This is a genomic window from Acinetobacter sp. YH12137 (genome assembly GCF_013418535.1).
GTDB lineage: Bacteria > Pseudomonadota > Gammaproteobacteria > Pseudomonadales > Moraxellaceae > Acinetobacter.
The window spans coordinates 152,681-179,656 of record NZ_VPBW01000001.1 but is presented as its reverse complement, the minus strand read 5'-3'; the positions used below and the strand labels follow the sequence as shown (position 1 = coordinate 179,656).

Genomic DNA, 26,976 nt, shown 5'->3' with positions numbered 1-26,976 from the left:
TTTAAAAATTGATTACTATTTATACTTATATCCGAAAACAGCCATTTGAAAAATAAGACAATAGTGAAATATCTTTCTAACAGTCTGTTCAGGTCATATTTTGAGCATGATACATGAAAGTTTTATGCCATGAATCCTAATCATCCGACAAGCGGAAGAAAACTTTAAATTTTTCCTATTCTTTATGCTGTGCCCGCGGATGCGCCTGATCGTAAATTTGCGCAAGTCGATCAAAATCAATATGAGTATAAATTTGTGTAGTACTCAAATTGCTATGCCCCAACATTTCCTGAACGGCACGAAGATCACCGCTATTCGACAGCATATGACTGGCAAAACAATGCCGCAATAAATGCGGATGCAGGTCAACATTAACCCCTGCACGCTGCGCCTGAAACTTGACCCGGTTTTCAATTTGCCGTGCACCGAGCGGATTGCCTTTTTGGGTGATAAATACATTCGCGTCAGGTACAAAATCACCATTCCAGAGCGGATAAATTTTTAGCCATTCCATCAGACTGTCTTTGGCTTTTGAACCAAAAGGCACTACCCGGGTTTTATTGCCTTTACCAGTAATACGCAAGAGCTGACGATTAAAATCAACATCCTTGATTCTTAAGCTCTGAATTTCTGCCAAACGTAAACCACTGGAATAGAGTAATTCCAGAATCGCCTTGTCTCTCAACCACATTTGCTGCTGCGCTTCGGTTTCTGGAGCCGGCTGGTCCAGAATCTGGTTCACAGTTTCAATATCGACCATACCCGGCAAAGGACGTGACTGACGTTTCAACTGAAAATCATCAGCCGGATTAAATGCCAGATACTGCGCCTGCTCTGCCCATTTCATGAACTGGCGAATCGAAGAGAGCATCCGCTGCAAGCTACTCGAACTTAATCCGTGCTGCTCGACTTTTTCAGCCAGAAATTGGCGTAAATCCGTGGCTTCCACATCATTAAGCGCTAGTTGTTGTACTGCGCAGAACTCCAGAAAATCAGCCACATCACGTTCATAGGCCTGCAAGGTATGTTTAGACTGGTTCTGGATCTCACGTTCTTTGAGCCAGATTCCGAGCAAGTCTTTTGCAGAAAGCTTTACTTGCTCCATTCAATTGACTCCAGCCAAGCTTCAATCAGTTCTGCGGTCTGTACTGGATGAGTCGCCGCAAAGAAATGATCTCCGCTTTGAATTACATGCAGGTTTGCATGTTTCAAATTTTGCTTTAAGCATTGCCCCACCTGAACGGTACTTAAAGCGTCTTGGTCACCCCAGATCAGTAGAACAGGAATCTCAAGATTGCTTAACTGTTTCAGGCTAAATACGGTTTGATCTTGTAAAAACCAATCAGGAACATCTTTAAACTGCTCGCGATAATCTATCCGCCAGTCAGCACAACCGAACTGTGATAGATCCACACCACCAGAAGTTGCCAATAAAACCAGTCCTTTGACTTTCTGTGGATGATGTAGTGCAATTCCAACTGCAAGAACTCCCCCCATGGACTGGGCAACCAGAATCGAATCATCCTCAATCTGCTCTGTGATGAGTTCCTGCAGATCATGAAGATTTTGAATAGTTGAATTTGGTTCTACCCCATCGAAGCCCGGATATGTCAATATTTTTGTAGATTGATCTGTTTTTAAATGAGCCAACAACGGCTGCCAAAAGCCTTGGCTGCCTGATGCACCCGGTAAAAACACAAGCTGATTCATAGAGCTGTTGTGATATCAATTAAATATGGAATTCATCCTATCATAAAAAAAGCACCGTACTATGTGCGGTGCTTTTTAGAGAAATAAATGTGGGATTAACCCTGGAAGTAGCGCAAGTCCAGTCGACCTTCATAAACATTGGCGGTTGGGCCCGTCATCCAGACTACATCACCTTCTTTCCATTCAATCTGCAATTTACCACCCGCAAGTTCAATTTCGACCTTGCTAGATAACAAACCACGGCGCATACCAGACACTGCTGCAGCACAGGCACCTGTACCACAAGCCAGTGTTTCGCCTACACCACGCTCATAAACACGTAAACGGGCATGCTTTTCATCAATGATCTGCATAAATCCAGCATTAACGCGTGCCGGGAAACGCACATGAGATTCCACCTGTGGACCAATTTTAGCCACATCAGCAGTCAACACATCCGGAACAATCGTCACTGCATGTGGATTACCCATATTCACCACATCAATCGTCAGTTTCTCACCACCCGCCAGATCGATGTCATACAGATTTTCCGGTTCTTCAGCCACGAATGGAATTTCCTGAGGTAGGAATTTTGGATAACCCATATTCACTCGTACCCAGCCATTGGCACCAAGTTCAGGTTCCACGATTCCAGCTTTGGTCTGTACCTTGATTTTGGTTTTAGTCGTTAATTGACGTTCATGCACGAAACGGGCAAAACAGCGCACACCATTACCGCACTGCTCAACTTCAGAACCATCCGCATTAAAAATACGGTATTTAAAATCTGCACTTGGAATATCAGGCGGTTCAACAATCAAGAGCTGGTCAAAACCCACACCAAAGTTACGATTTGCCAAGCGCTGAATAGTGAGAGTATCCAGATAAGCACGCTGGCTAATCAGGTCTACCACCATAAAATCATTGCCCAGGCCATGCATCTTGGTAAATTCAAGCAACATTATTCAGTCTCCTTAAGGCAATAAACGCTCACGTTCCCAAAGTGATTCAACCGTTTCACGCTCACGAATCAGATGCGCCTGATCACCATCCACCATCACTTCAGCAGCACGGCCACGACTGTTATAGTTTGAACTCATTACGAAACCATATGCACCAGCCCCAAGAACTGCTAGTACATCATTTTCTTTAATGGCAAGCTCGCGTTCTTTGCCCAGGAAATCGCCTGTTTCACAGATCGCGCCCACCACATCCCATTCTTTTGTTTCCACATCTGTACGCGGTGTCACAGACTGAATATCCATCCATGCTTCATATAAAGCTGGACGAATCAGGTCATTCATCGCGGCATCAATGATGGCAAAGTTACGGTGATTGGTTGGTTTCAGCAGATCCACTTTGGTCAGTAAAACACCTGCATTGGCAGAGATACTACGACCCGGCTCCATATAAACTTTCAGGCCCAGTTTTTCTAAAGCCGGACGCATGGCATTGGCATATTCTTCAACCGATGGGGGTGTTTCATCTTTATATGTCACACCCAGACCACCACCGATATCGATGTGTTTCAAGTTGATGCCCATGTCTTTCAGCTTGTCGATCATGACAATGACACGATCCAGCGCATCAACAAAAGGCTGAGTTTCAGTCAACTGCGAACCGATATGACAGTCAATCCCGACCACTTCAAGATTTGGCAATGATGCTGCATAAGCATAGGTATCAAATACGCTATCTGATGGAATACCAAATTTGTTTTCTTTTAAACCAGTGGAAATATATGGATGGGTTTTCGCATCAACATCCGGATTCACACGTAGAGAAATCGGCGCTTTAACCTTAAGTTCAGCCGCTACTTTCTGAATACGATCCAGCTCGGCATAAGATTCCACATTAAAGCAGGCAATGCCGACTTCCAGTGCTTTCTTGATATCTGCTTCAGATTTACCCAGGCCTGAGAATACGATTTTTGAAGGCTCACCACCGGCTTTCAAGACACGAGCCAGTTCACCACCAGTCACGATATCGAAACCAGCACCCTGCTTGGCCAATACATTCAATACCGCAAGATTAGAGTTTGACTTTACCGCAAAACAGATTTGATGATCGATAAAGCTAAAAGCACGGTCCATATCCAGATAATGCTTTTCAAAAGTTGCTTTTGAATAAACATAAAGTGGTGTGCCAAATTGCTCTGCGAGCTGTTGCAGTGAACATTGCTCAGCATGCAATACCCCATTAATGCGGGTGAAACTCATGAATGTATCCTTTCTCTGAAAGTCTTAAGGAGATGGTGTTGAATCGGATTCAGCGGGCGCTTCAAATTGCTGCTTGACCGGCGCATCCTGTTGTTCATCTGATACTTGCGGTGCAGATTCAGTATTTTTATAGAGTAAATACTTGGCACGTTTATCGTAGTTTGGATCATTTGGAAGATGTAAAGCTCCCGACTGACCACAACCGACCAAGGCAAAACCGACTGTAATTAAACTGATGTAGCAAATGACCTGACGCATCTGACCACCTATATGAGTATTTTCGATGAAGTATAACGCGATCATCCGTATGACCAAAGCGCTAAACGCTAGAGAGTATATTCAGACATAAAAAAACGCCAGCAGATCGCTGACGTTTTTATTGATATGGATTATTTATGTTTCTGTTTATATAAGCCTAAATATCCAATAATCAGCAAAATGAACCACACCGGGCTGACCATCAAGGCACGACGGGTATCATCTTCCAGCGACAACACACCAATCATGCCGACAAAGAAAATAATCACGATCCAGCAAGTCACCAACCCACCAGGCAACTTGAATATGGATTTAGCATGCAATTCCGGACGGGTACGGTAATAGATCATGTAGCTCCAGATAATGATCAGCCATACACAGATAAACAGAATAGTCGACAAAGTTGTTGCCAAAGTAAATGCTTCAACCGTATTCGGCACGAAGTACTGTAATGCTGCACCGAGCAATAAACAGATCGCAGAGAAATACAAAGCATTCGCTGGAACGGCGCGCGAATTCAAACGACCAAAGGCTTTCGGTGCCTGTTCTTCACGAGATAAACCGAACAACATACGGCTGGTTGAGAACACTCCACTATTCATCGATGACATTACTGATGACAGCACTACCAGGTTCATGATGATTGCAGCCGCCGCAATACCTGCCTGACTGAACAGATTCACAAACGGAGAAACATTTGGATTGATCTGATCCCATGGTGTTACTGACATCACAATGATCAGAGCCAGCACATAGAAAATAATAATACGGATCGGAATCGAGTTCACCGCTTTCGGCAAGTTACGCTCTGGATCTTTGGTTTCAGCAGCCGTAGTACCAACCAGCTCTACACCTACAAAGGCGAAAATCGCAATCTGGAAACCAGCCAGGAAACCCATAGTTCCTGTCGGGAATAAACCGCCATGATCCCAGATATGGGCAAATGAAGCGACCGTACCTGCATCATTAGTAAAGCCAGTAAAGATCATCCACAGACCCACACCAATCAAAACAATAATGGCGATAATCTTGATCAAAGCAAACCAGAATTCCATTTCACCAAACAGTTTCACGGTTGCCAGGTTCAAGCCCATAATGAAGACAATAGAGGCAATACTGATCAGCACGCCTTCGCCCGGAGTAAATGGCAGGCCGTTATTAAAGAATTGCAGGTAATAGATAATGGCTGACAGATCCGCGATACCAATCGTGATCCAGCATAACCAGTAGGTCCAGCCGACAAAATAACCTGCCCATGGCCCGATCAGATCTGTGGCAAAATCAATAAAAGATTTATATTGCAGATTGGATAACAATAATTCACCCAATGCACGCATGACCAGAAACACCATAAAACCGATGATCATATAAATCACCAGAATGGATGGTCCTGCCAGGCTAATGGTTTTCCCTGAACCCATAAACAGGCCGGTGCCAATCGCACCCCCAATGGCAATTAACTGCAGGTGCCGGTTGGATAAACTACGCTGTAGCTCACCATCTTCCGATGATGAGTGACTATATTTTTCTGACATTATTTCATTTCAACTTTGAGTTTTAATCGCGACAAATTAACGTAAAAAACCCGGAATACAAAAAGAAAATTCGCATCATTTGTATTTTCCAACTAATCTTGCAAGTTAATTTATTTTTCTTATATCAATATTCATTTATCTTTAGTCTTAGTTTTAAGGCGCAATGAATACAGGATTTTTCTTGTCAAAGCGCTGAAACTATGTAAAAAATAGAATACAAATCCGCCAATATTCGCGTTTAGGATGAGCGCGCATGGCATAGCAATTGCTTTTCAATCAACATCTCAAATAAAGCTGACACGGATAAATAAGAAGAAATTTATGCAAAATTTACAAAGCATCATGGAAACCGTCAGTGGCTGGGTCTGGGGCCCATATATGCTGGTCCTCATTGTCGGTACCGGTATATTCCTGACCTTCCGCCTGCTGTTCTGGCAGTTCCGCATGTTGCCACTGGCCTTTAAACAGGTTTTTGGCAAACACCCTTCGCATGAAGGCGATATTTCCCAGTTTGGCTCACTCATGACCGCACTGTCAGCTACCATCGGTACCGGTAATATTGCCGGTGTCGCAACTGCCTGTGTGCTGGGTGGTCCTGGGGCCGTATTCTGGATGTGGATGACTGCCCTGTTCGGAATGGCAACCAAATATGGCGAAGGTGTACTGGCCGTCAAATACCGGGTTAAAAATGAACGCGGTGAAATGTCTGGCGGTCCAATGTATTACATTGAGCGTGGCCTGAAATGGAAATGGCTGGCGCTGATTTTTGCGTTCTTTGGTGCTGTCGCATCTTTGGGAATTGGTAGTTCAGTTCAGTCCAACACTGTTGCACTCGCGGTAGAAAATGGTTTTGGTCTGGAAACTTGGGTTACAGGGATCGTGATCACTGCGTTTTCTGCACTAGTGATTCTAGGCGGGATTAAGTGGATTTCTAGAGCTGCTTCCTTCATCGTTCCAATTATGGCGATTGGTTATGTAGCGGGCGGTCTGATCATTATTTTCACCCATCTCGATTTAGTGGGTCCTGCACTAAAAATGATTTTCACCTATGCTTTTACTGGTGAAGCTGCCGTAGGTGGTGCGATTGGTGCGGCGATTCGTTATGGTGTCGCGCGTGGTGTATTCTCAAATGAAGCTGGTATGGGTTCAGCACCGATTGCCGCAGCTGCTGCAAAAACCGATCACCCTGCACGTCAAGGCTTGGTTTCCATGACCGGAACCTTTATTGACACGATTATTGTCTGTTCGATTACCGGTATTGTCCTGGTAATGGGCTTCATCATGGCCGGCAGTGATTTTGGTGGACAAACCGGTGCTGTTCTGACTGTTTCTACATTTAACAAACTGCTGCCAGGTGTCGGTGGCTGGATCGTGACCTTCGGTATTATCTTCTTCGCCTATTCTACCATTTTGGGCTGGAGCTACTACGGCGAAAAATGTGCCACCTATCTGCTCGGTGAAAAATTTGTATTCCCTTATCGCATCATTTATATCGCTTCAGTATTTATTGGCTGTGTAGCAACACTGGATCTGGTCTGGCTGTTCGCAGACACATTCAACGGTTTGATGGCGATTCCAAACTTGATCGGCCTGTTACTACTGTCTGGAGTGATCGTGAAAGAATCCAAAGATTTTATTGCTCGCCGTAAATCAGGTGAATTGTATTAATAAAATTTAAAACCCTTAATAAAAAAGCCACTTTCTTAGTGGCTTTTTTATCAATTTAAGTTTGCTAAAACTATCAGTTCACACGGCCAGAAAATTCATCATCATGAGCTTGATTTAGATTTAAGAACTCTTCACGATCGGCTTCAATCTCAAGAGCAGTTTCTAGAGATAATACAAAGAACAGTACACCCGGAATTTTCATTTCCCCTTCGGCATCTTCCAGATGTTCACTGACCATTTGGTAAATTGGATTGGCTTCATCAAATGGCACATCGATATAAAGATCACCTGAATAACTTTCAATTACGCCAGGCTGTTCTATGCCCATACAGGGTGCAAAATTAATTTGGCGTTGCTCTAGCCATTCCATCAGGTTCTGACGTAAATGATAGGACTCAGCATCTGCATTTTCATGTTCGTAATTTTCAAAATGTACAAATAATACATCACGGTCTTTTTCACGTGCGATCGCATCGATATGTTTTAAAAGTTGTGGCATGTCAGGTTTCCTGTACCCGTGATGAATTTTCTCATTATAGAAGATATTTTACTTTCATGTAGAAAGGTGCATCCATAAGCGTCATATGTTGACGTAAATCACTGACTTTTTTCAGCTAAAGGTCTTGGTTTTCAGTCTCATTCACCGCTATGCTGTAGCCCCCATTCCCAATATTTATTTTCGGAAATTATGGCTAAAGCAAAAAGTGTGTATCGTTGTGAACAATGTGGAGCAGACCATCCCAAATGGGCGGGTCAGTGTTCTGAATGTGGGGAATGGAACAGTCTGGTAGAAGTCAGTATTGCGCCTGCAACGACACATCGTGCTCAGCCAAAAATTGGGGGCTATGCCGGTCAGGCAGCTGCGATTACTACCTTAAATAAAGTGTCTGTTTCACATGAAACCCGTCTGCAAACCGGGATTGGCGAATTTGACCGAGTCTTAGGTGGTGGTCTGGTCACAGGTTCCGTGGTGCTAATTGGTGGTGACCCGGGGATTGGTAAGTCAACTATCCTATTGCAAACCGCAACCCATATGGCAGCAGGCAATAGCTCTGCCCTGTATGTGACAGGTGAAGAATCTTTATCTCAGGTGGCATTACGCGCCCAGCGTCTGGACTTACCAACTAACCAACTGAAAGTCATGGCAGAAACCTGTGTGGAACGCATTTGCGAGGTGCTTGCACAGGAACGTCCTGCTGTTGCGATTTTGGACTCGATTCAGACTTTATATACCGAAACCTTGCAGTCTGCACCAGGTGGTGTGTCACAGATTCGTGAATCTGCAGCCCTACTGACCCGTTTCGCCAAAAATAGCGGCACTGCCCTGTTTATTGTTGGTCACGTGACCAAAGAAGGTGCCTTAGCAGGTCCGCGTGTATTGGAACATATGGTGGACTGTGTGCTGTATTTTGAAGGCCAGTCGGATTCTCGTTACCGTATGATCCGCGCAGTCAAAAACCGTTTCGGTGCAGTCAATGAACTTGGCGTCTTTGGCATGACCGATAAAGGTCTGCGTGAAGTCGCCAATCCATCTGCCATTTTCCTCAGTCGTTATGATGAAGCGATTCCAGGTTCCATCGTCATGATTAGCCGTGAAGGAACTCGCCCACTTTTGGTTGAAGTTCAGGCTTTGGTCGATGATGCCCATGGTCAGCCACGCCGTGTAGCCTTAGGTTTAGAACAGAATCGTCTGAATATGCTGCTGGCTGTAATGCATCGTCATGGTGGCGTACAAACATCCGGTCAGGATGTCTATGTCAATATCGTCGGTGGTTTAAAAATTACCGAAACCGGTTCTGACCTGGCTGTACTTTTAGCCTGTGCATCCAGTATCCGGACTAAAGCCTTGCCTCAGCAACTCGCTGTTTTTGGTGAAGTTGGTCTTTCTGGCGAAATTCGTCCGGTGCCGAATGGTCAGGAACGTCTGAAAGAAGCCGTCAAACATGGTTTTAAATATATTATTTTACCGCGTGCCAATGCACCGCAAAAACCGATTCCCGGCGTACAGGTCATTGCTGTAGCCCGATTGCATGAAGCCCTGAGTGAAGCCATGAGCCTAAGTGATGAACTCAGTTAGTTTTAATCGATAAATCTTGCAAAAAGCTTAAAAAAATACACATTTTTGATTGAAATCCCCTATAAAGCCTATATAAATAGAGTATTCAAATAAGTTTTTTTCACATAGGAAAATTGAATGGAAGTTCGACAGCGTGGTTTGGTTGCAGGTCTTTTAACAGCAGCATTACTGGTTGCTCCTTTAACTGCTGAAGCAAAACGTGCCGGTGGCGGTAAAAGCCATGGTATGCAACGTTCTGCTGCGCCTACTCAATCTTATCAACAACCTCGTCAAGCTGCGCCAGCACAACAGGCTCCAGCCGCTGGTGCTGCAACTCAGCAAAGATCTGGTCCAGGTGTAGGTAGTATGGTTGCTGCCGGTGTAGCAGGTGCTGCAGTGGGTGCAGTTGCTGCCAATGCGCTGGCTGATGACAAAGAAGTACAAGCGGCTTCTGAAGCTCAAGCAGCTCAACAGCAACAAGAGGAAAAAGGTGGTATTCCTGGCTGGATCTGGATCTTGCTTGCTGCCGCTGTTGCCTTCTTCATTTTCCGTAAGATGGGCGTAAAAAAAAAAGTAGCTTCTAATCCATACGCTCCAAATAGTGGTGCTGGTCATTCAGCACCATTTGGTCAGACACCTCCTCGCGGTGGTGACAACACCAATATTTTTGGTCAGAACGTGGGTGGTAGCACACCAAGCACAAATGCTCCGTTTGGTTCAGCTCCGGTAAATAACGCGCCATTTGGTGCAGCCTATACTAATAGCGGCAACCAGCTTCCAGATGGAACAGAACCTGCGACTTTCTTACGTGTTGCACGTCAGCGCTTCAACCACATTCAGTCAATGAATACGGCGAGCAACATTTCAGAAATTAAACGTTACCTGACCCCTGATCTTTACCAGTCGATGTATAACGATATTATGGCAAATCAGGATCAGGACGTAGCTGAGTTCTCTAACCTGAATGCAATGGTTGTGGATTCCTCGAATGAGAATGGTCAATACGTAGTAAGCGTACGCTTCACTGGTACTGTAAGTGAAGACTTGAATAGCCAACCTCAACCGTTTGCTGAAATCTGGCACTTTGTCAAACCTGCCGGTTCTCAAAAAGATTGGGTGGTTGCAGGAATCCAGCAAGACTAAATTCTTATCTCATTAATCGTATATCAACAGCGGCTTTCGGGCCGCTGTTTTGCTTTCTGAATCATTGAAAACTATTTAAATTTATTCTTGTTCTCTTTCTATTCGTTTTATTGTTATTCCTCTAAACAAATAGCTTAGTTTGCGTGTTTTAAGCTCTATCAGTCGACTTTTATACAAAAGCCAGTTTTCGGATTGGCTTTTTTATTTTGAACCTTTTAATCTAGATACAAAGATATTTGAGATACTGACATGACTGAGCGTGTTTCTCCCCCTGCCACGCTGGCAAACCGCGCACTGGCAGGCAATGCCGAAGCCCAATTTGAGCTTGCCGAACTCTATATGCAAAGCGAGCATGACGAAGACATCATGCTGGCTGAAGAATGGGCATTGAAAGCAGCCAATGGCGGCTGGGTTGAAGCCATGTACTGGCTCGGTGAGGGTTATACGGTTTATGCCAAAGAAATCGCTGAGGAAGACCCTGAAGATTCTAAAGCTCACTTTGAGTTAGCCTATTACTGGTTGAGTAAAGCCAATTTCGAAAAACACCCTGCAGCGACTTTAGAACTGGCTAGTTTTTACCGTCGTGGTAATGTGGTCGAAAAAGATGTTGAAAAATCTATCGCTCTTGTAAAGCAAGCAGCTGAATGGGGCGAAGTTCAAGCCATGCGTGATCTTGCCTTTATTTATGCCAATGGTCTTGGTGTGGCCGCTGATGACATACGGGCAGATTACTGGACTAAGAAAGCAGATGAAATTGAGCAGGACATAGAATAAATAACAAGCCCGTCAGATGATGGGCTTTTTTACGAGAATAAAACTTTATTTCAGTTTTCAAATATCAGGATATTTCTCAAAATATTTTCAAAATTTTCTTATTAGTCAGATAATAAACAATTTCGGATTGGAACCAAATTAATTTCCAAGTACAATACCTCGCTAGTCGAGGGATGCTGCGACGTTTTACAGGTACGAAATGTAAAAGCGCCAGGCTCGACGATCGGTCCAACTTTTTCTAGACAGACCAACAACGGCATCCGCGAACTGAATGATCAATTATTGTTTTTTATAAGGAGATCGTGATGAACGCGGTTAATGCTTCATTTACAGATTATAAAGTTGCTGATATTTCCCTAGCTGACTACGGCCGTAAAGAAATCAAACTTGCAGAAGCTGAAATGCCTGCCCTAATGGGTCTGCGTAAGCGCTACTCAGCTGCCAAACCGCTTGCTGGTGCCAAAATCCTTGGCTGTATCCACATGACTATTCAAACTGCAGTTTTAATTGAAACTCTGGTTGAATTAGGCGCTGAAGTTCGCTGGACTTCTTGTAACATCTTCTCTACTCAAGACCACGCTGCTGCTGCAATCGCTGCTCGTGGTATTCCTGTATTTGCTTGGAAAGGCGAAACAGAAGAAGAATACATGTGGTGTCTTGAACAACAGATCAATGTGAACGGCAAACCTTGGGATGCCAACATGATTCTGGATGATGGCGGTGACTTAACTGCTGTTGTTCACGAAAAATATCCTGAACTGATTGCAAAAATCCACGGGATTACTGAAGAAACAACTACAGGTGTAGCGCGTCTTCTGGAAATGTGGAAAGATGGCTCTCTGAAAGTTCCAGCGATTAACGTCAACGATTCAGTAACCAAGTCTAAAAACGACAACAAATACGGTTGCCGTCACTCTCTAAATGATGCGATCAAACGTGCAACTGACATGCTGCTTTCTGGCCGTCGTGCGTTAGTGATCGGCTATGGTGACGTAGGTAAAGGTTCTGCTCAGTCTCTTCGTCAAGAAGGCATGATCGTACGTGTATCTGAAATCGATCCAATCTGTGCGATGCAAGCATGCATGGACGGTTATGAAGTGGTTTCTCCATACAAAAACGGCGTTCAAACTGGCAAAAAAGAAGATGTGAACGTTGATCTTCTTCAAAATACCGACCTGATCGTGACTACCACTGGTAACTACCACGTATGTGACGCTGCAATGTTGGATACACTGAAAGCTGGTGCAGTAGTTTGTAACATCGGTCACTTCGACACTGAAATCGATACCAACTACCTACGTAGTTATAAATGGGTTGAAGTGAAACCTCAAGTACACCAAGTATATCGTTCAGAAAATGAAAATGATTACCTGATCCTGCTTTCTGAAGGTCGTCTGGTAAACCTGGGTAATGCAACTGGTCACCCATCACGTGTGATGGACGGTTCATTCGCGAACCAAGTATTGGGTCAAATGCACCTGTTCGCTGAGAAATTTGCGGATCTTCCTGAAGATCAAAAACAAGCAGCGATTCGTGTAGAACTGCTTCCTAAGAAATTAGACGAAGAAGTTGCTGCTGCAATGGTTGCCGGTTTCGGTGGTGTTCTGACTCAATTGACTCCAGAACAGGCAGATTACCTAGGTGTACCTGTTGAAGGTCCATTCAAGTCTGATGCTTATAAATATTAATATCCCTCACCCCATCCCTCTCCCTTAGGGAGAGGGTGACCATCCAAATTATTTTCAATGAAGTTTTAATGACTTCAAGTGAAAAAAATATGGGCTTAAACCCTGCATAATTCAGTAATGAATTCTCCTCTCCCTTTGGGAGAGGTCAGGGAGAGGGTGATAAGTAAAAAGTATTTATAAAAAGGATTTGAACATGTCTAAACAGATTCCAATTTCTTTTGAGTTTTTCCCGACCAAAACCGATGCGGGTGCGGAAAAGCTCAAAACCGTACATCAAGAACTACAACTGCTGAACCCAGAATTCTTTTCTGTGACGTATGGCGCGGGTGGTTCAACACGCGAACGTACTTTATCTACGATCAATGACTTTAATGGTAAAGGTACACCCGTTGCCCCTCACCTGTCTTGTATCGGTGATGACAAGGCACGTATCGCTGAACTGCTTGATTTGTATAAGGCACAAGGAATTAACCGTATTGTCGCGCTGCGTGGTGACTTGCCATCTGGTCAGGTGGGCCTGGGTGAATTGCCTTATGCACAGGATCTGGTTCGCTTTATCCGTGAACATTCAGGTGACCACTTCCATATTGAAGTTGCCGCTTATCCTGAAATGCATCCACAAGCAGACAGCTTTGATAAAGATATTCAGCACTTTGTGGATAAGGTAAATGCAGGTGCCAATGCTGCATTAACGCAATTCTTCTTTAATCCGGATGCTTATTTCTACTTTGTAGAACGTATCCAGAAAGCTGGAATTGATATTCCAGTAGCGCCAGGTATCATGCCAATTACCAATGCCAGCAACCTGATTCGCTTCGCAGATGGTACAGGTGCTGAAATTCCACGCTGGATTCGCAAGCAACTGGCAACTTATGGAGATGACACTGCAAGCATTAAAGCCTTTGGTCATGAAGTTGTGGTGAAATTCTGTGAACGCCTGATTGCTGGCGGTGCACCGAGCTTGCACTTCTATACCATGAATACCACTGATCCAACCCGTCAACTTGTTAAAGACCTCGGTCTTGCATAAGTAAAATACCTGATTTGAGAGTAAAACTTTAATGCCACGTTTTTTTATTGAAGCTGATTTAGCAGTAGATACCACTGTAGAACTGACTGAAACAGTGTTTCATCATTGGGTTAAAGTTTTACGTGCTCAAGTCGGCGAAAAAGCCACCCTGTTTAATGGACAAGGTGGTGAATATGAAGTTGAACTGGTTGAAGTTTCCAAAAAGTCGGCTGCTGTACAGGTCAATAGTTATAACCCTACGGATCGCACACCAAAATTTAAAGCCTTGCTTGGCCAGGTCATGAGTAAAGGTGACCGCATGGATTATGCGATCCAGAAAGCGGTCGAACTGGGTGTATCTGAAATTCAGCTTTTAACCTCTGAACGCTGTGAGATGCGCCTGAAATACGACCGCGACCAGAAGAAACTGGATCATTGGCAAGGTGTAGCCATTGCCGCTTGCGAACAGTGTGGAATGAATATTGTTCCTAAAATTTTAGCGCCAATGTCACTTGAAAAATGGCTGGAAACTGATCTTCCTACTACCAAACTGGTGCTAGCGCCAAATAAAGAAGAAATTGATGTTCTGGTGAATGCCACGCTGGATATTGCCTTGCTGATTGGCCCTGAAGGCGGCTTGAGTGAAGCAGAAATCCTAGCGGCGAATGCGCAAGGCTTTGTCAATTGGTGTATTGGTGAACGTGTCCTGCGTACCGAAACTGCTCCTGTCGTTGCCCTCTCAATTTTGAATTACACTATTTAAGCGGTCAAAATTGTAAAATTTAGTTATTAATTTTATTGATTTTTATTTATAAGCGCTCTACTCTTGAGTCAATAATAATGAAACACATATTGATTGATTTAAGAATCATTCAAGCTTGAATAAAAATTAAAATCTAGGATAAAAACCGTTCAGGACGAATACAAGGCACTTAATTATATGATTGATAATCAAGAGGCTTATATCAAAGAGCACTTGCATCGTGCTCAGGTTGCGAACACGCTTCGACATAGCCGATATTTTCTGTTAAGTATCATGATTATTTGCCTCTATATTTTCTGTGTTTATCACATTCAATATAGCTCATCGAATAGTTACTTTAATCTCTGGTTTATCCTGACTGAAATTACCGTCAGTATGTGCTGGCTCATCAATACCCTGTATTTTAAGCCTGAACAATATCAACTGAAAAATGCACATTACTGGTTACAGATTCAGAGTTTTGCGGTAGGTTGCTGTATCGCTTCCGGTATTTCCCTGATCTATTATTACTTGCCGCAGGCCAATATTAATTTTGATGAAATAGAAGCACTAACCCTTTCGGCTTTGCTATTAATCGTGACTCAAGCCTTCGGTCTGACTTATTTAACCCAGAAGCTCAGTTACTTTTCACTGGTATTTTTACCTTCATTAGTACCCTTTTTACTCTTTCAGTTTTTTCATATTTCTGGTGCCAATCCGGTCTTTGGTCTAGCTCTAAATTTTGCAGTTATTGTGATCCTGCTCTGTGCCAATAGTACCTATCGTATTCACACACGTACTTCCCGCCTTTATGCGGAAAATGAATTACTGGTGAGCAATGCCGAACAGCAGGTCGCCTGGACGGATGAACTGTGCAAACAGTTACAGACTGAAGTCAATAAATCAAAAGATATCGAACTGGAGCTACAGCTCAGCAATCAGTTACTGGAACAGAAAGTTCGTGAACGTACTTATGATATCGAACAGATTAATATTGATCTGAAAAACCAGCAGCAAAACCTTGAGCTGACCCATGAAATCGCCGGCATCCGTCCATGGGACTGGAATATCAAAGACCGCAGTATTTTGCTGACCAATCATAAAGATGAGAAGGTACAACGGAAATCCAGTGAGCATCATTTGCAGTTACAACATATGATTCATCCCGATGATCTGGCTGCATTCAAAAGCAATATGAAACAGCATCTGCGTGGGAAAACTGAGCGCTATGAAGTAACTTACCGGATTCAGCAAGCGCCGGGAGTCTGGAGTTGGGTACATGATGTAGGTCGGGTGATCAGTCGCGATCCCGAAACTCACCGTCCTTTACGCATGGTGGGAATTTTGCGTGATATTCAACAGGAACGTAGTTCTCAAGAACGCCTGAAACTGGCAGCCAGTGTAATTGAGCAAGCAGCTGAAGGGATCTTCATCCTAAATGATGAATTACGTTATATCGAAGTGAACCCTTATTTCGAAAATTTGTCCGGTTTTGAACGTAATGACATCTTGGGTAAATATCTATTTGATATTACTGCGAGTCATAAGTCACAGCAGCGCAGCATTCATTCCAATATCATCAAACAAGTTGTGAAAATCGGTTCTTTTGATGGCGAACTGAGTGAGAAATTCCTGTCTGGCAAAGAGATGCCACTCTGGTTACATATCAATGCAATTACCGATGATGAAGGCCGTATCACTCACTATATCGGCATTGTCTCTGATCTGACTGAGCGTAAATTACAGGAACAGCGCCTGTCTTATCTGGAAAATTACGACACACTGACTGATTTACCGAACCGTTTTTACTATAACTACCAGCTGCATCAATATCTGATGACGCAAAAAGATTCCATCAAGAAAATGGCGGTGATCCGACTCAATATCGATCGTTTCCGTCCATTGAATGAATATCTGTCTAATAATGGCGGTGATGAGCTGTTGCGTCAGGTGGCACAACGCTTACGTCTGACCAATGCTGAAGCTCTATTTGTTGCTCATCTAAATGGCGATGACTTTGCGATTTTGTATGAAATCTCGCATATTCGCCCTTCTGTACAGGAACATTGTCAACGTATTGCTGAAGCTTTCCAGGCTCCTTTCCATATTTTCGGCCAAGATTATGTGATTACCCTGTCGATGGGTGTAGCCTTCTATCCAGATCATGGTCGTCAGTTAGACTATTTAAATAACTGTGCAGAACAGGCGCTGAGTGAAGCCAAAAATCTAGGCGGGAATACTATCCATTTTTACTCTAATGAAAATACAGCTTTGCTAGAGCAAGGAATTTTCATTGAACGTGATCTGCGTAAAGCCATCCAGAATGGTGAACTCGTAGTCTATTATCAGCCGAAAATTAATTTTAATGACCAGCACATTTATGGCTTTGAAGCTTTAGTGCGCTGGAAACATCCAGAAAAAGGCATCATCCCACCGGGCCTGTTTATTCCTTTAGCCGAACAGACCAGCCTGATTTCCGAGATTGGCCGTCTGGTGATTCAGCAAACTGCCAGACAGATTCGTGAATGGAATGATCTTGGCTTTCATAATATCTGTGTCTCTGTGAATATCGTGGCGCAGCAACTGCGTCGTGGTCAGTTACTCGATGATCTGGATCAGGCCATTAGCGAAAACCAGATTTCTGGCACTAGTCTGGAACTAGAAATTACTGAATCTTCACTGATTGAAAACTCTGAATCTGTCAAAAATCTGCTGAACCAGATCAAGCAGCGCCAGATTAATATCTCGCTGGATGATTTTGGAACCGGTTATTCTTCTTTATCCTATCTTGCCGATTTTCCTATTGATATTCTCAAAATTGACCGCAGTTTTGTCTCTAAAATTGGCGAACATAAACAGGAAGCAATTGTCAGCGCCATGGTCGCGATGGGCAAAGCCATGGGCATGACTGTCGTCGCTGAAGGTATTGAAACTGAAGAACAGCTGCAATATCTACGTGATTTAGATTGTGATATTGCCCAAGGCTACTTCTTCTCCAAGCCATTGCCTGAACTGGAAGCAACTGCGTATTTAGAACAGAATCGCGTCGCTGAAACTTATATATATCAAGTCTAAGTCTATATCTACCTCGAATAATATTGTCGCAAAAATGGTCGACTTTGACTGGGCTAAGTGCTTAACAAATGTTATATTCAGAGCCATAAATGCAATTTTTTACCCGCTTTCTGGGTAATCTTTACAACGATAGAGATACAGATGGACGAACAATCTTTAAAGCAGCAGGCTCTTTACTATCACGAATTCCCTACTCCAGGAAAAATCAGCGTTACACCAAGCAAACAATTGGTCAACCAACGTGACTTAGCCCTTGCTTACTCGCCTGGCGTTGCCGCACCATGTCTTGAGATTGAACGTGATCCTTCAACAGCTGCCCTATATACCGCACGCGGTAACCTGGTTGCAGTGGTCAGTAACGGTACAGCAGTTCTTGGTTTGGGTAATATTGGCCCATTGGCGTCTAAACCGGTCATGGAAGGTAAAGGCGTACTGTTCAAAAAATTTGCGGGTGTTGATGTATTCGATATCGAAATTGCTGAAAATGATCCAGACAAGATTGTTGATATTGTCGCTTCTCTAGAGCCCACTTTTGGCGGGATCAACCTGGAAGACATTAAGGCTCCAGAATGTTTCTATATTGAACAGAAACTTCGTGAACGCATGAAAATCCCTGTGTTCCACGATGACCAGCATGGTACTTCAATCATTGTAGGTTCTGCTCTTCTGAATGCTTTGCAATTAAACGGCAAAAAAATTGATGAAATCAAGATCATTGCTTCAGGTGCCGGCGCTGCTGCCCTGTCTTGCTTGAACTTGCTTTGTGCCCTTGGCGCGAAAAAAGAAAATATCATCGTTGCTGACTCACGTGGTCTATTAACAACTAAACGTGAAGGTCTGGACGAATCTAAAAAAGCATATGTACAAGACATTGATGCCTCTCAGATCGGTGACGTGATTGCAGGTGCAGACATGTTCCTGGGTCTTTCTGCAGCCGGTATTCTCACCAAAGAAATGGTGAAACTGATGGCCAAAGATCCAATTATCTTTGCCTTGGCGAACCCGGATCCAGAAATTCTGCCTGAACATGCACACGAAATTCGTGATGACGTCATCATGGCGACTGGCCGTTCTGACTATCCGAACCAAGTGAACAATGCACTGTGCTTCCCTTATATCTTCCGTGGTGCATTAGACGTTGGTGCCACCACCATTAATGAAGAGATGAAAATTGCCTGCGTACACGCGATTGCACGTATGGCACACATAGAAGCAGATGCTGCATCTTATGGAGAAAAATCAGCTTCTTTCGGCCGTGATTACCTGATTCCTGGTCCACTGGATCAACGCCTAATTCTGGAAATTGCGCCTGCAGTTGCACAAGCTGCAATGGATTCTGGCGTGGCGACTCGTCCGATTCAGGATTTCTCGGCATATCGTCAACGTCTGTCTGAGTTTGTTTACAACTCAGCCTTCATGATGAAACCAATCTTTGCACAAGCTAAAACAGATCCTAAACGTATCGCTTATGCAGAAGGTGAAGACCTGCGTGTACTGCGTGCTGCGCAAATTGCAGTGGATGAAGGCTTGGCAAAACCGATTCTGGTGGGTCGTCCAGCAGTCATCGAAGCCAATATCAAGAAATTAGGCTTACGTCTTGAAGATGGTGTGAATATCACTATCGTGGATCAGGAAAAGAACCCAGATTACGAAAAATTTGCAGACGACTATTACAACCTGATGCAACGCAAAGGTGTAACGCCTGAATATGCACACCGTGAAGCGCGTCGCCGCTCTACCCTGATCGCTGCGATGCTGGTTCGTCATGGCATGGCGGACGGTATGTTATGTGGTACTTACTCAAGCTATGACATCCATCTGGACTTTGTCAGCAATGTCATCGGCAAACAGGATGGCCATAATACCTTCTTCACCTTAAACGCATTAATGCTTGAAGAGCGCAACCTGTTTATCGCGGATACCTACATCAACCGTAATCCAACGGCTGAACAGCTTGCTGAGATGACGATTCTGGCTGCTGAAGAAGTACGTCGTTTCGGTATTACTCCACGTGTTGCCCTACTTTCTCACTCTAGCTTCGGTTCAGACCAGCACGATGCCAGCGCACAAAAAATGCGCCGTGTATATGAAATCCTTTCTGAAACTGCACCTGAGCTTGAAGTTGAAGGTGAAATGCATGGTGATGCAGCACTGGACGAAAATATCCGTCAGTTTGCATTCCCGAACTCTCGTTTCAAAGGTTCTGCAAACTTGCTGATCATGCCAAATCTGGATGCAGCCAATATTTCGTTTAACCTGTTAAAAGCAACTTCAGGTAATAACGTGACCATTGGTCCTATCCTGCTTGGTGCTGCGAAACCTGTTCATATCCTGACACCAACTGCAACGACTCGTCGCGTAGTGAATATGACTGCGTTAACTGTCGCTGAAATTCAGGAAGCAGAAAAAAACGCGCTTTAAGGAATGTACGCATCAGCGTAACTTCTTGACTTGAGAAAACCTCTATTCTGTAGCATGATGCTTGTAAGAATAGAGGTTTTTTCATGCAAGTTTATTTAGTAGGCGGTGCAGTTCGGGATCATTTACTTGGACACCCCTATCACGAAAAAGATTATGTGGTTGTCGGCGCGACGCCGGAACAATTGCTTGCTAAAGGTTTTCAACCTGTTGGCAAGGACTTCCCTGTTTTTCTTCATCCTGAAACCAAAGACGAATATGCTCTGGCACGTACCGAACGCAAGTCTGGCTATGGTTATCATGGTTTCGAATTTTATACCGATATCAATGTCACCTTGGAAGAGGATCTGATCCGCCGTGACCTGACCATCAACGCCATGGCCATGGATTATTCAGGTAAGATTTATGATCCTTATGGCGGTCAAAAAGATCTGGCTGATCGTGTACTGCGTCATGTATCAGAAGCTTTTGTCGAAGATCCTTTACGTGTTTTAAGGATTGCCCGCTTTGCTGCGCGTTATCAACATCAGGGTTTTAGCATTGCAGAAGAAACGTTGGTGCTGATGAAGCAGCTGGCGGAATCGGGCGAGCTTAATGCATTGACACCTGAGCGGGTCTGGAAAGAAACCACACGCGCACTGATGGAACAGGATGCAGATGTGTATTTTGAAGTATTACGTAGTTGTGGTGCTTTAAAAGTGCTGTTCCCGGAACTGGATGCCTTATATGGCATTCCGCAACGTCCTGAATATCATCCGGAAATTGACTGTGGTATTCATACCATGATGTCTTTACAGCAAGCCTGCCGCCAAAATTATACTCTGGATGTTCGTTTTGCAGTTCTGGTTCATGACCTGGGTAAGGCATTAACCCCTGTTGAAGAATTGCCACGCCATATCATGCATGAAGAACGTGGGATCAAACCGGTAAATGAGCTGTGTGAACGTTTAAGAGTTCCGACTCATACCAAACAGCTGGCATTGGCGGTCTGTAAAGAACACTTAAAATGCCATCAGGCTTTTAACTTAAAACCTGGCACTTTATGGCGTTTATTACAGCGTCTGGATGTATTGCGTCGTCCTGAACGTGTTGAAGCGTTTGTACAGGCCTGTGAATGTGACTCTCGCGGACGCTTGGGTCTGGAAAATCGTGCTTATCCTCAGGCTCAATATGTGCTGGATGCCATGCAGGTTGTACGTAGCATCAAAGCACAAGATTTACCACCGGAAATTCAAGGTCCGGATATTGGTGAAATGCTGATTGAACGACGGATTGCGGCTTTGGCAGAACTGAAAGAACAGCATAGTGCCATACTTTAAACATCAGGCTCCTTCAAGGGGCCTTTTTATTTAATATCTGAAATCTCATTCATCTCGATTTTCTATATAGATAGCAATAATTCTTTGAAGCTACTGTGCACTTGCAACACTTAAGCAAAGTAAATATTGATTATGATTGATATTATTTTTAGCTAAGAATATGTCTAATGACTTATCTCATCCGTCAACTGGATCTTGAAAAAGACCTGTATGACGTTCATCAACTCACGATTCAGCTTGGCTATCCCTCTACGCTGAAAAATATCAAACAGCGTTGGGAACGGATTCATCAAGACAGTCATTATCAGACACTAGTTATAGAACAGGATTCACATGTGATCGGCTATGCCGGTTTTATTCAGGAATACACCTGGGAATTTGACGGTGGATATTTAAGGATTCAGGTTTTTGTAATTGATCAGGCCTATCGTGGAAAAGGTATAGGCAAGCAATTAATGGCTGCTATTGAACAGATTGCAAAAGAGCAAGTCTTCAAGATGATTCAGCTCAACAGCGGAAATCGCGAAGAACGCTATCCTGCGCATACCTTTTATCAAGGACTGGGATTTGACAGTTACAGTATTGGATTTCGCAAGCATCTGGAATGATCAGCCAGTCATAACCAGCTGATCAATCGTGGGTTTAATTTATGAAATTTCAGCAGGGAAAGTAATCACTTTTTCCAATTTCATCTGATTGGTTGCAATCATCAGCAAGCGATCAAGACCTAGGGCAATACCTGAACATTCCGGCATTTGTGGCAATGCCGCCAGCAAATACTCATCAATCGGCATGACATGCAAGCCAAGCACTGCCCGTTCTGCATTATCTGCTTCAAAGCGGGAACGCAAAACTTCAGCATCAATCAGCTCATCATAAGCATTGGCCAGTTCCAGCCCTTCGATATACAACTCGAAACGGGCCGCAACCAGTTCCCCATCTTCATCGATTCTGGTTTTAGCCAATGATGCCAGTTCCGGTGGAAAATCTGTCAGAAATACAGCCGTATCGAAACCCAGGCTTGGCTCGACCATATGCGAGAATAAAAGGTCGATATACCCTAAACGGTCATCCCCCAAGTCCAGATTGAGACCTACCCTGCGACAGCAATCTTTGAGTTGCTGCAAAGTGGCCTGTAAAGGATTGAGATCCAGGCGATCCATAAAGGCATGTTTATAGCTGAGCACAGTGGGGCGGATTTCTCCAAAACGTGCCTTAAGCGTCACATTTAACAGATCTGTCACTTCAAACATCAGATCTTTCAGACTAAAGGCCGGACGATACCATTCCAGCATGCTGAATTCACTATTGTGCTTGCGGCCGTGTTCATCATCCCGAAACACCTTACAGATCTGGTAAATCGGTCCACTACCACTCGCCAATAAACGTTTCATGGCAAATTCAGGTGAGGTCTGTAGATAATGTGTGCCGAGCTTACCCATGACATGACGCTGGGCCTGAATCGAAGCCAGGTGCACATCGGTCACACCAGCCTGAGATAAAATCGGTGTTTCTACTTCCAGCACGTCACGTTCAGCAAAAAACTGACGGAGCTGGGCATACATGTTGGCACGTGCTTTAATGGCTTTTAAGTCGCAGGTCGGTTGATAAGATACAATCTGACTCATGCCTTTGGCCCTCCATGAGCGGCCCATTCACGGCGTAAAGGATAAGTCTTGCGTAAATGATCAAATGCTTTCTGATCGACTTTGCCATCTTTTAAACAGGCACGCAGATTGGCATCATCACGGGCGATATCATAGATCTGGGTTAAATGCTGCTGTAGCGCCAGTTTTAAATCCTGATTCTGGAAAAACTGTTCACAGACAGGCAACTGGCTTTCAAACTGCTTATTAATCTCAAAGCCGAAAGTCTGGCAAAATGCGTCGTAAATCATTTGAGTACCGCGTGCCTTACCTTCCAGACTATAACCTGCAATATGCGGCGTCACCAAAGTAATCAGATTCAGCAACTGTTCAGAAATTTCCGGTTCATGCTCAAACACATCCAGTACAACCTGACGTTGAGTTGCCTGAATATCAGCAATTAGTGCTGCTTCTTCAATGACTGGCCCACGCGCTGAATTAATTAAAATGGCTTCAGGCTTCATTTGTCCAAGAGCATTAGCATTAATTAAATGATAAGTTGGATGCTGACCTGTTTTGGTTAAAGGTACATGAATGGAAATGGCATCTGCAGTTTTTAGCAGTTCTTCAAATTCAACCTGATGAACCTGATCGCGCTGTACAAAGGGATCATAGGCAATCACATTCCAGCCTAGCAATTTGGCCATTGTTGCTAAACGCGAACCGACATTTCCTAGACCGACAATACCCAAGGTGAAATCTTTATTTGCATTGATCAATTGGGGTTGTAAATATAATAGAGCCGTAATCACATATTCAGCTACCGCCTGCGCATTACAACCGGGTGCATTGCTCCAGCGGATGTTCTGTTGTTCTAGTGCAGCAATGTCCAGATGATCTGTACCAATGGTGGCACTGCCGACGAATTTAATCTGACTGTCCTGTACGAGTGCTGCATTGACTTTGGTCACGGAACGGACCAATAAAGCCTCGGCATCTTTTACATCTTCCGAAGTGAGAGTTCTTCCTGCACGATGCTGAATATCGCCAAATTCTGCAAAGAAATAATCGGTAAATGCCAGATTTTCATCTGCGACAATTTTCATAATCTGTTCCAACGCCTGAATCTGTCTATCATACCGCGTCAACCGGGATGTGACTATTTTCACTCAAGCTTTAGATGAATTCTTGCAAACATAGAGATATAAAAAATGCCGAAGTCAAACATCACTTCGGCAAAGGAGTGTAATTGGAGTAAGAAAATGACGCAGGGTTAGGCGATTGAAAGCCATACCCTGCACGAAAAAGTTTCCTTTTTTAATTGGAGAATGCAGCAATACCTGTTTGCGCACGACCTAGAATCAAGGCGTGTACATCATGTGTACCTTCATAAGTGTTGACCACTTCCAGATTCACCAGATGACGAGCTACACCAAATTCATCAGAGATCCCGTTACCACCCATCATGTCACGCGCTAAACGGGCAATGTCTAAAGCTTTACCACAGTTATTACGCTTGATCAGTGAAGTGCCTTCTACTGAAGCAATGCCTTCGTCTTTCATACGGCCAAAACGTAAAGCCACTTGTAGACCTAATGCAATTTCAGTTTGCATGTCTGCCAGTTTTTTCTGGATCAGCTGATTCGCAGCCAATGGACGGCCGAACTGTTTACGGTCCATGGTGTATTGATGCGCTGTATGCCAGCAGAATTCAGCTGCACCCATCGCACCCCAGGCGATACCATAACGAGCACTGTTCAGACAGGTAAATGGACCTTTCAAACCACGGATTTCCGGGAATGCATTTTCTTCTGGTACAAAAACATTGTCCATCACGATTTCACCGGTGATCGAAGCACGTAGGCCAACCTTACCGTGAATCGCTGGTGCAGAAAGCCCTTCCCAGCCTTTTTCTAAAATAAAGCCGCGAATATCACCGACATTGCCTTCAGGAGACACTTCTTTCGCCCAAACCACAAAGACATCCGCAATCGGACTGTTGGTAATCCACATTTTTGCGCCAGTCAGACGGTAACCACCATCGACTTTTTTGGCACGAGTAATCATGCTGCCCGGATCAGAACCATGATCTGGTTCAGTCAGACCGAAACAACCGATATATTCACCGCTCGCCAGTTTTGGCAAATATTTCTGTTTCTGTTCTTCAGAACCAAATTCATTGATGGGCACCATCACCAGAGAACTTTGCACGCTGGCCATAGAACGGTAACCCGAATCTACACGTTCTACTTCACGAGCAATCAGACCATAGCTGACATAGTTTAAACCTGCACCGCCGTATTGTTCTGGAATGGTTGGACCCAACAGACCGAGTTCACCCATTTCACGGAAAATGGTTGGATCAGTTTTTTCATGGCGGAACTGTTCTAGTACACGTGGCATCAGCTTATCCTGACAGTACGCATGCGCGCTGTCACGGATCATGCGTTCTTCTTCAGTCAGTTGCTGTTCCAGTAAAAATGGATCCTGCCAGTTAAAATAGACTTTGCTGGTTTTTTTCGTATCGACCATTTGATTCATAATATTCCCTGCCAATCCTTCATCTATTAGATGATGTTGTTTTATCCTTCAGATTGACTCTAGGCATGAATCATGACTTGTTCAAACAATAAATTTGCATGTAGCTATGCACTTTATGCATACCTTATATAAGTTGCTATTTCTAGAAATTATTTTCATAGCTAATTTGCCTATTTTTTATACCAAAGTCGTATAGTAGTATTAGATTGATATACCATTTATTGATATCTGACCATTTTAAGTTCAAGGAGGAACAGGTGCGTAGAAAAATACCTTCCCTGCAAGCGCTGATCTGTTTCGAAACTGCTGCACGTCATGCCAGTTATACCTATGCTGCACAGGAACTGTTTTTAACCCAAAGTGCAGTTTCACGCCAGATCCAGCAACTGGAGGAGTATTTAGGCACGGCTTTATTTACCCGTACGCGGCATGGTGTAGAACTCAATCATGCTGGACAGCAATATTTAAAAAGTATCACTCCGCATCTCAAAGGACTGGAACAGTCAACACTGGATGTCATTACGCATCAAGGGCGCGGCGGTACTTTAAAACTGGGCGTAGTGCCTACGTTTGCGACTCGCTGGCTATTACCTAAACTCCAGAGCTTTAATCGGCTGTATCCTGAAATTACGATACATCTGGAAACCAGCACCCGCCCTTTTCTGTTTCAGGAACAGATTTTCGATGCTGCTATTTATGCAGGAACACCTCAACAGGTCGAACAATGGCCTGGTACGCATAGCCATTTTCTAATGCATGAAGATGTAGTTGCTGTCTGTGCACCTGACCTGATTCAACAGTATTTTCCCGATGCACAAAAGATTAATGACTACAGCTATGACTTAAGTGCTGAACAACTGGTTCAACTCCCTTTATTACAGCAAACCACCCGGCCGAATATCTGGGAAGACTGGTTCAAGCTACATCAGATCCAACATCCAAATCCTTTGCAGGGGCAACGACATGAACTGTTTTCTATGCTCGCTGTAGTGGCTAGCCATGGCATGGGAATGGCCTTGATCCCGCAAATGCTAATTGAAAAAGAATTAAAGCGACAGGAATTGGTGCTGGTATCCAGTAAGACCTTAGAAAAGAAACGAGGCTATTATCTGGTCCATTCCAGTCAGGAAAGCTCACCGCTGATTGAAAAATTTGTTGCATGGATACAACAGGAAATTCAGGGCAGCCTTCCATCTGAGTCTGACCTATAAACCCCAATGATCAGACAATAAAAAACCCCAATCAATGATCGGGGT

At 44.0% G+C, this 26,976-nt stretch carries 22 protein-coding genes; 12 read left to right on the top strand and 10 right to left on the bottom strand.

The window, feature by feature from the left end:
- Positions 1 to 175 precede the first annotated feature (175 nt).
- The 6 genes from xerA to FTU72_RS00860 form a co-directional block, all read right to left on the bottom strand.
- The gene (gene xerA, locus FTU72_RS00885; RefSeq protein ID WP_171069894.1) at positions 176 to 1,066 is read right to left on the bottom strand and encodes a site-specific tyrosine recombinase/integron integrase; all 891 of its coding nucleotides are present in this window, start codon (positions 1,064 to 1,066) and stop codon (positions 176 to 178) included.
- Between the two features lie 26 nt (positions 1,067 to 1,092).
- Complete coding sequence (locus tag FTU72_RS00880; protein WP_179992658.1) at positions 1,093 to 1,710, bottom strand: alpha/beta fold hydrolase; 618 nt, start codon at positions 1,708 to 1,710, stop codon at positions 1,093 to 1,095.
- 95 nt (positions 1,711 to 1,805) lie between these two features.
- Positions 1,806 to 2,651, bottom strand: a complete 846-nt coding sequence (gene dapF / locus FTU72_RS00875) for a diaminopimelate epimerase (protein ID WP_004784684.1) — start codon at positions 2,649 to 2,651, stop codon at positions 1,806 to 1,808.
- A 12-nt stretch (positions 2,652 to 2,663) separates the two neighbouring features.
- Positions 2,664 to 3,908, bottom strand: a complete 1,245-nt coding sequence (lysA, locus tag FTU72_RS00870; protein WP_159124420.1) for a diaminopimelate decarboxylase — start codon at positions 3,906 to 3,908, stop codon at positions 2,664 to 2,666.
- 24 nt (positions 3,909 to 3,932) lie between these two features.
- The gene (locus FTU72_RS00865; RefSeq protein ID WP_005236736.1) at positions 3,933 to 4,166 is read right to left on the bottom strand and encodes a lipoprotein; all 234 of its coding nucleotides are present in this window, start codon (positions 4,164 to 4,166) and stop codon (positions 3,933 to 3,935) included.
- Between the two features lie 131 nt (positions 4,167 to 4,297).
- Positions 4,298 to 5,701, bottom strand: coding sequence for an amino acid permease (locus FTU72_RS00860; RefSeq protein ID WP_159124419.1), 1,404 nt, complete (start codon positions 5,699 to 5,701; stop codon positions 4,298 to 4,300).
- A gap of 321 nt (positions 5,702 to 6,022) precedes the next feature.
- On the opposite strand from FTU72_RS00860, the gene FTU72_RS00855 reads away from it, so the two are divergent.
- The gene (locus FTU72_RS00855; RefSeq protein WP_180052286.1) at positions 6,023 to 7,369 is read left to right on the top strand and encodes a sodium:alanine symporter family protein; all 1,347 of its coding nucleotides are present in this window, start codon (positions 6,023 to 6,025) and stop codon (positions 7,367 to 7,369) included.
- A 73-nt stretch (positions 7,370 to 7,442) separates the two neighbouring features.
- Here the strand turns inward: FTU72_RS00855 and FTU72_RS00850 are convergent, their stop codons facing one another.
- A complete protein-coding gene (locus FTU72_RS00850; protein ID WP_180052287.1) occupies positions 7,443 to 7,868 on the bottom strand; it encodes a hypothetical protein in 426 nt (141 codons plus the stop codon).
- 189 nt (positions 7,869 to 8,057) lie between these two features.
- On the opposite strand from FTU72_RS00850, the gene radA reads away from it, so the two are divergent.
- The 10 genes from radA to FTU72_RS00800 all read left to right on the top strand — a co-directional run bounded on the left by radA (position 8,058) and on the right by FTU72_RS00800 (position 22,201).
- Positions 8,058 to 9,446, top strand: coding sequence for a DNA repair protein RadA (radA, locus tag FTU72_RS00845; RefSeq protein WP_005236740.1), 1,389 nt, complete (start codon positions 8,058 to 8,060; stop codon positions 9,444 to 9,446).
- Between the two features lie 117 nt (positions 9,447 to 9,563).
- Positions 9,564 to 10,568 (top strand): Tim44 domain-containing protein, encoded by a 1,005-nt coding sequence (locus FTU72_RS00840; RefSeq protein WP_180052288.1) that lies wholly within the window; start codon positions 9,564 to 9,566, stop codon positions 10,566 to 10,568.
- A 249-nt stretch (positions 10,569 to 10,817) separates the two neighbouring features.
- Positions 10,818 to 11,342, top strand: coding sequence for a tetratricopeptide repeat protein (locus tag FTU72_RS00835; protein WP_180052289.1), 525 nt, complete (start codon positions 10,818 to 10,820; stop codon positions 11,340 to 11,342).
- 305 nt (positions 11,343 to 11,647) lie between these two features.
- Positions 11,648 to 13,030, top strand: a complete 1,383-nt coding sequence (ahcY, locus tag FTU72_RS00830; protein ID WP_180002089.1) for an adenosylhomocysteinase — start codon at positions 11,648 to 11,650, stop codon at positions 13,028 to 13,030.
- A 193-nt stretch (positions 13,031 to 13,223) separates the two neighbouring features.
- The gene (metF, locus tag FTU72_RS00825) at positions 13,224 to 14,060 is read left to right on the top strand and encodes a methylenetetrahydrofolate reductase [NAD(P)H] (protein WP_005236747.1); all 837 of its coding nucleotides are present in this window, start codon (positions 13,224 to 13,226) and stop codon (positions 14,058 to 14,060) included.
- Positions 14,061 to 14,091: 31 nt separating this feature from the next.
- Positions 14,092 to 14,802 (top strand): 16S rRNA (uracil(1498)-N(3))-methyltransferase, encoded by a 711-nt coding sequence (locus FTU72_RS00820; protein WP_166137762.1) that lies wholly within the window; start codon positions 14,092 to 14,094, stop codon positions 14,800 to 14,802.
- A 177-nt stretch (positions 14,803 to 14,979) separates the two neighbouring features.
- Positions 14,980 to 17,856 carry a bifunctional diguanylate cyclase/phosphodiesterase gene (locus FTU72_RS00815; protein WP_180052290.1) on the top strand — a complete coding sequence of 959 codons (2,877 nt, stop codon included), beginning with the start codon at positions 14,980 to 14,982 and terminating at the stop codon, positions 17,854 to 17,856.
- 141 nt (positions 17,857 to 17,997) lie between these two features.
- Complete coding sequence (locus tag FTU72_RS00810) at positions 17,998 to 20,277, top strand: NADP-dependent malic enzyme (protein WP_179992796.1); 2,280 nt, start codon at positions 17,998 to 18,000, stop codon at positions 20,275 to 20,277.
- 83 nt (positions 20,278 to 20,360) lie between these two features.
- Complete coding sequence (locus tag FTU72_RS00805; RefSeq protein ID WP_180052291.1) at positions 20,361 to 21,593, top strand: multifunctional CCA addition/repair protein; 1,233 nt, start codon at positions 20,361 to 20,363, stop codon at positions 21,591 to 21,593.
- 167 nt (positions 21,594 to 21,760) lie between these two features.
- On the top strand, positions 21,761 to 22,201 hold the full coding sequence (locus tag FTU72_RS00800; RefSeq protein WP_180052292.1) for a GNAT family N-acetyltransferase: 441 nt from the start codon (positions 21,761 to 21,763) through the stop codon (positions 22,199 to 22,201).
- 39 nt (positions 22,202 to 22,240) lie between these two features.
- Here FTU72_RS00800 and epmA read toward each other — a convergent pair whose 3' ends face one another.
- The 3 genes from epmA to FTU72_RS00785 form a co-directional block, all read right to left on the bottom strand.
- Complete coding sequence (epmA, locus tag FTU72_RS00795) at positions 22,241 to 23,221, bottom strand: EF-P lysine aminoacylase EpmA (protein ID WP_166137777.1); 981 nt, start codon at positions 23,219 to 23,221, stop codon at positions 22,241 to 22,243.
- A complete protein-coding gene (locus tag FTU72_RS00790) occupies positions 23,218 to 24,285 on the bottom strand; it encodes a 4-phosphoerythronate dehydrogenase (protein WP_179992799.1) in 1,068 nt (355 codons plus the stop codon). The genes epmA and FTU72_RS00790 overlap by 4 nt, the downstream gene beginning before the upstream one ends.
- 211 nt (positions 24,286 to 24,496) lie before the next feature.
- The gene (locus tag FTU72_RS00785; RefSeq protein WP_179992800.1) at positions 24,497 to 25,720 is read right to left on the bottom strand and encodes an acyl-CoA dehydrogenase; all 1,224 of its coding nucleotides are present in this window, start codon (positions 25,718 to 25,720) and stop codon (positions 24,497 to 24,499) included.
- Positions 25,721 to 25,977: 257 nt separating this feature from the next.
- Here FTU72_RS00785 and FTU72_RS00780 point away from each other — a divergent pair, with 257 nt between their 5' ends.
- Positions 25,978 to 26,931, top strand: coding sequence for a LysR substrate-binding domain-containing protein (locus FTU72_RS00780; RefSeq protein ID WP_179992801.1), 954 nt, complete (start codon positions 25,978 to 25,980; stop codon positions 26,929 to 26,931).
- Positions 26,932 to 26,976 lie beyond the last annotated feature (45 nt).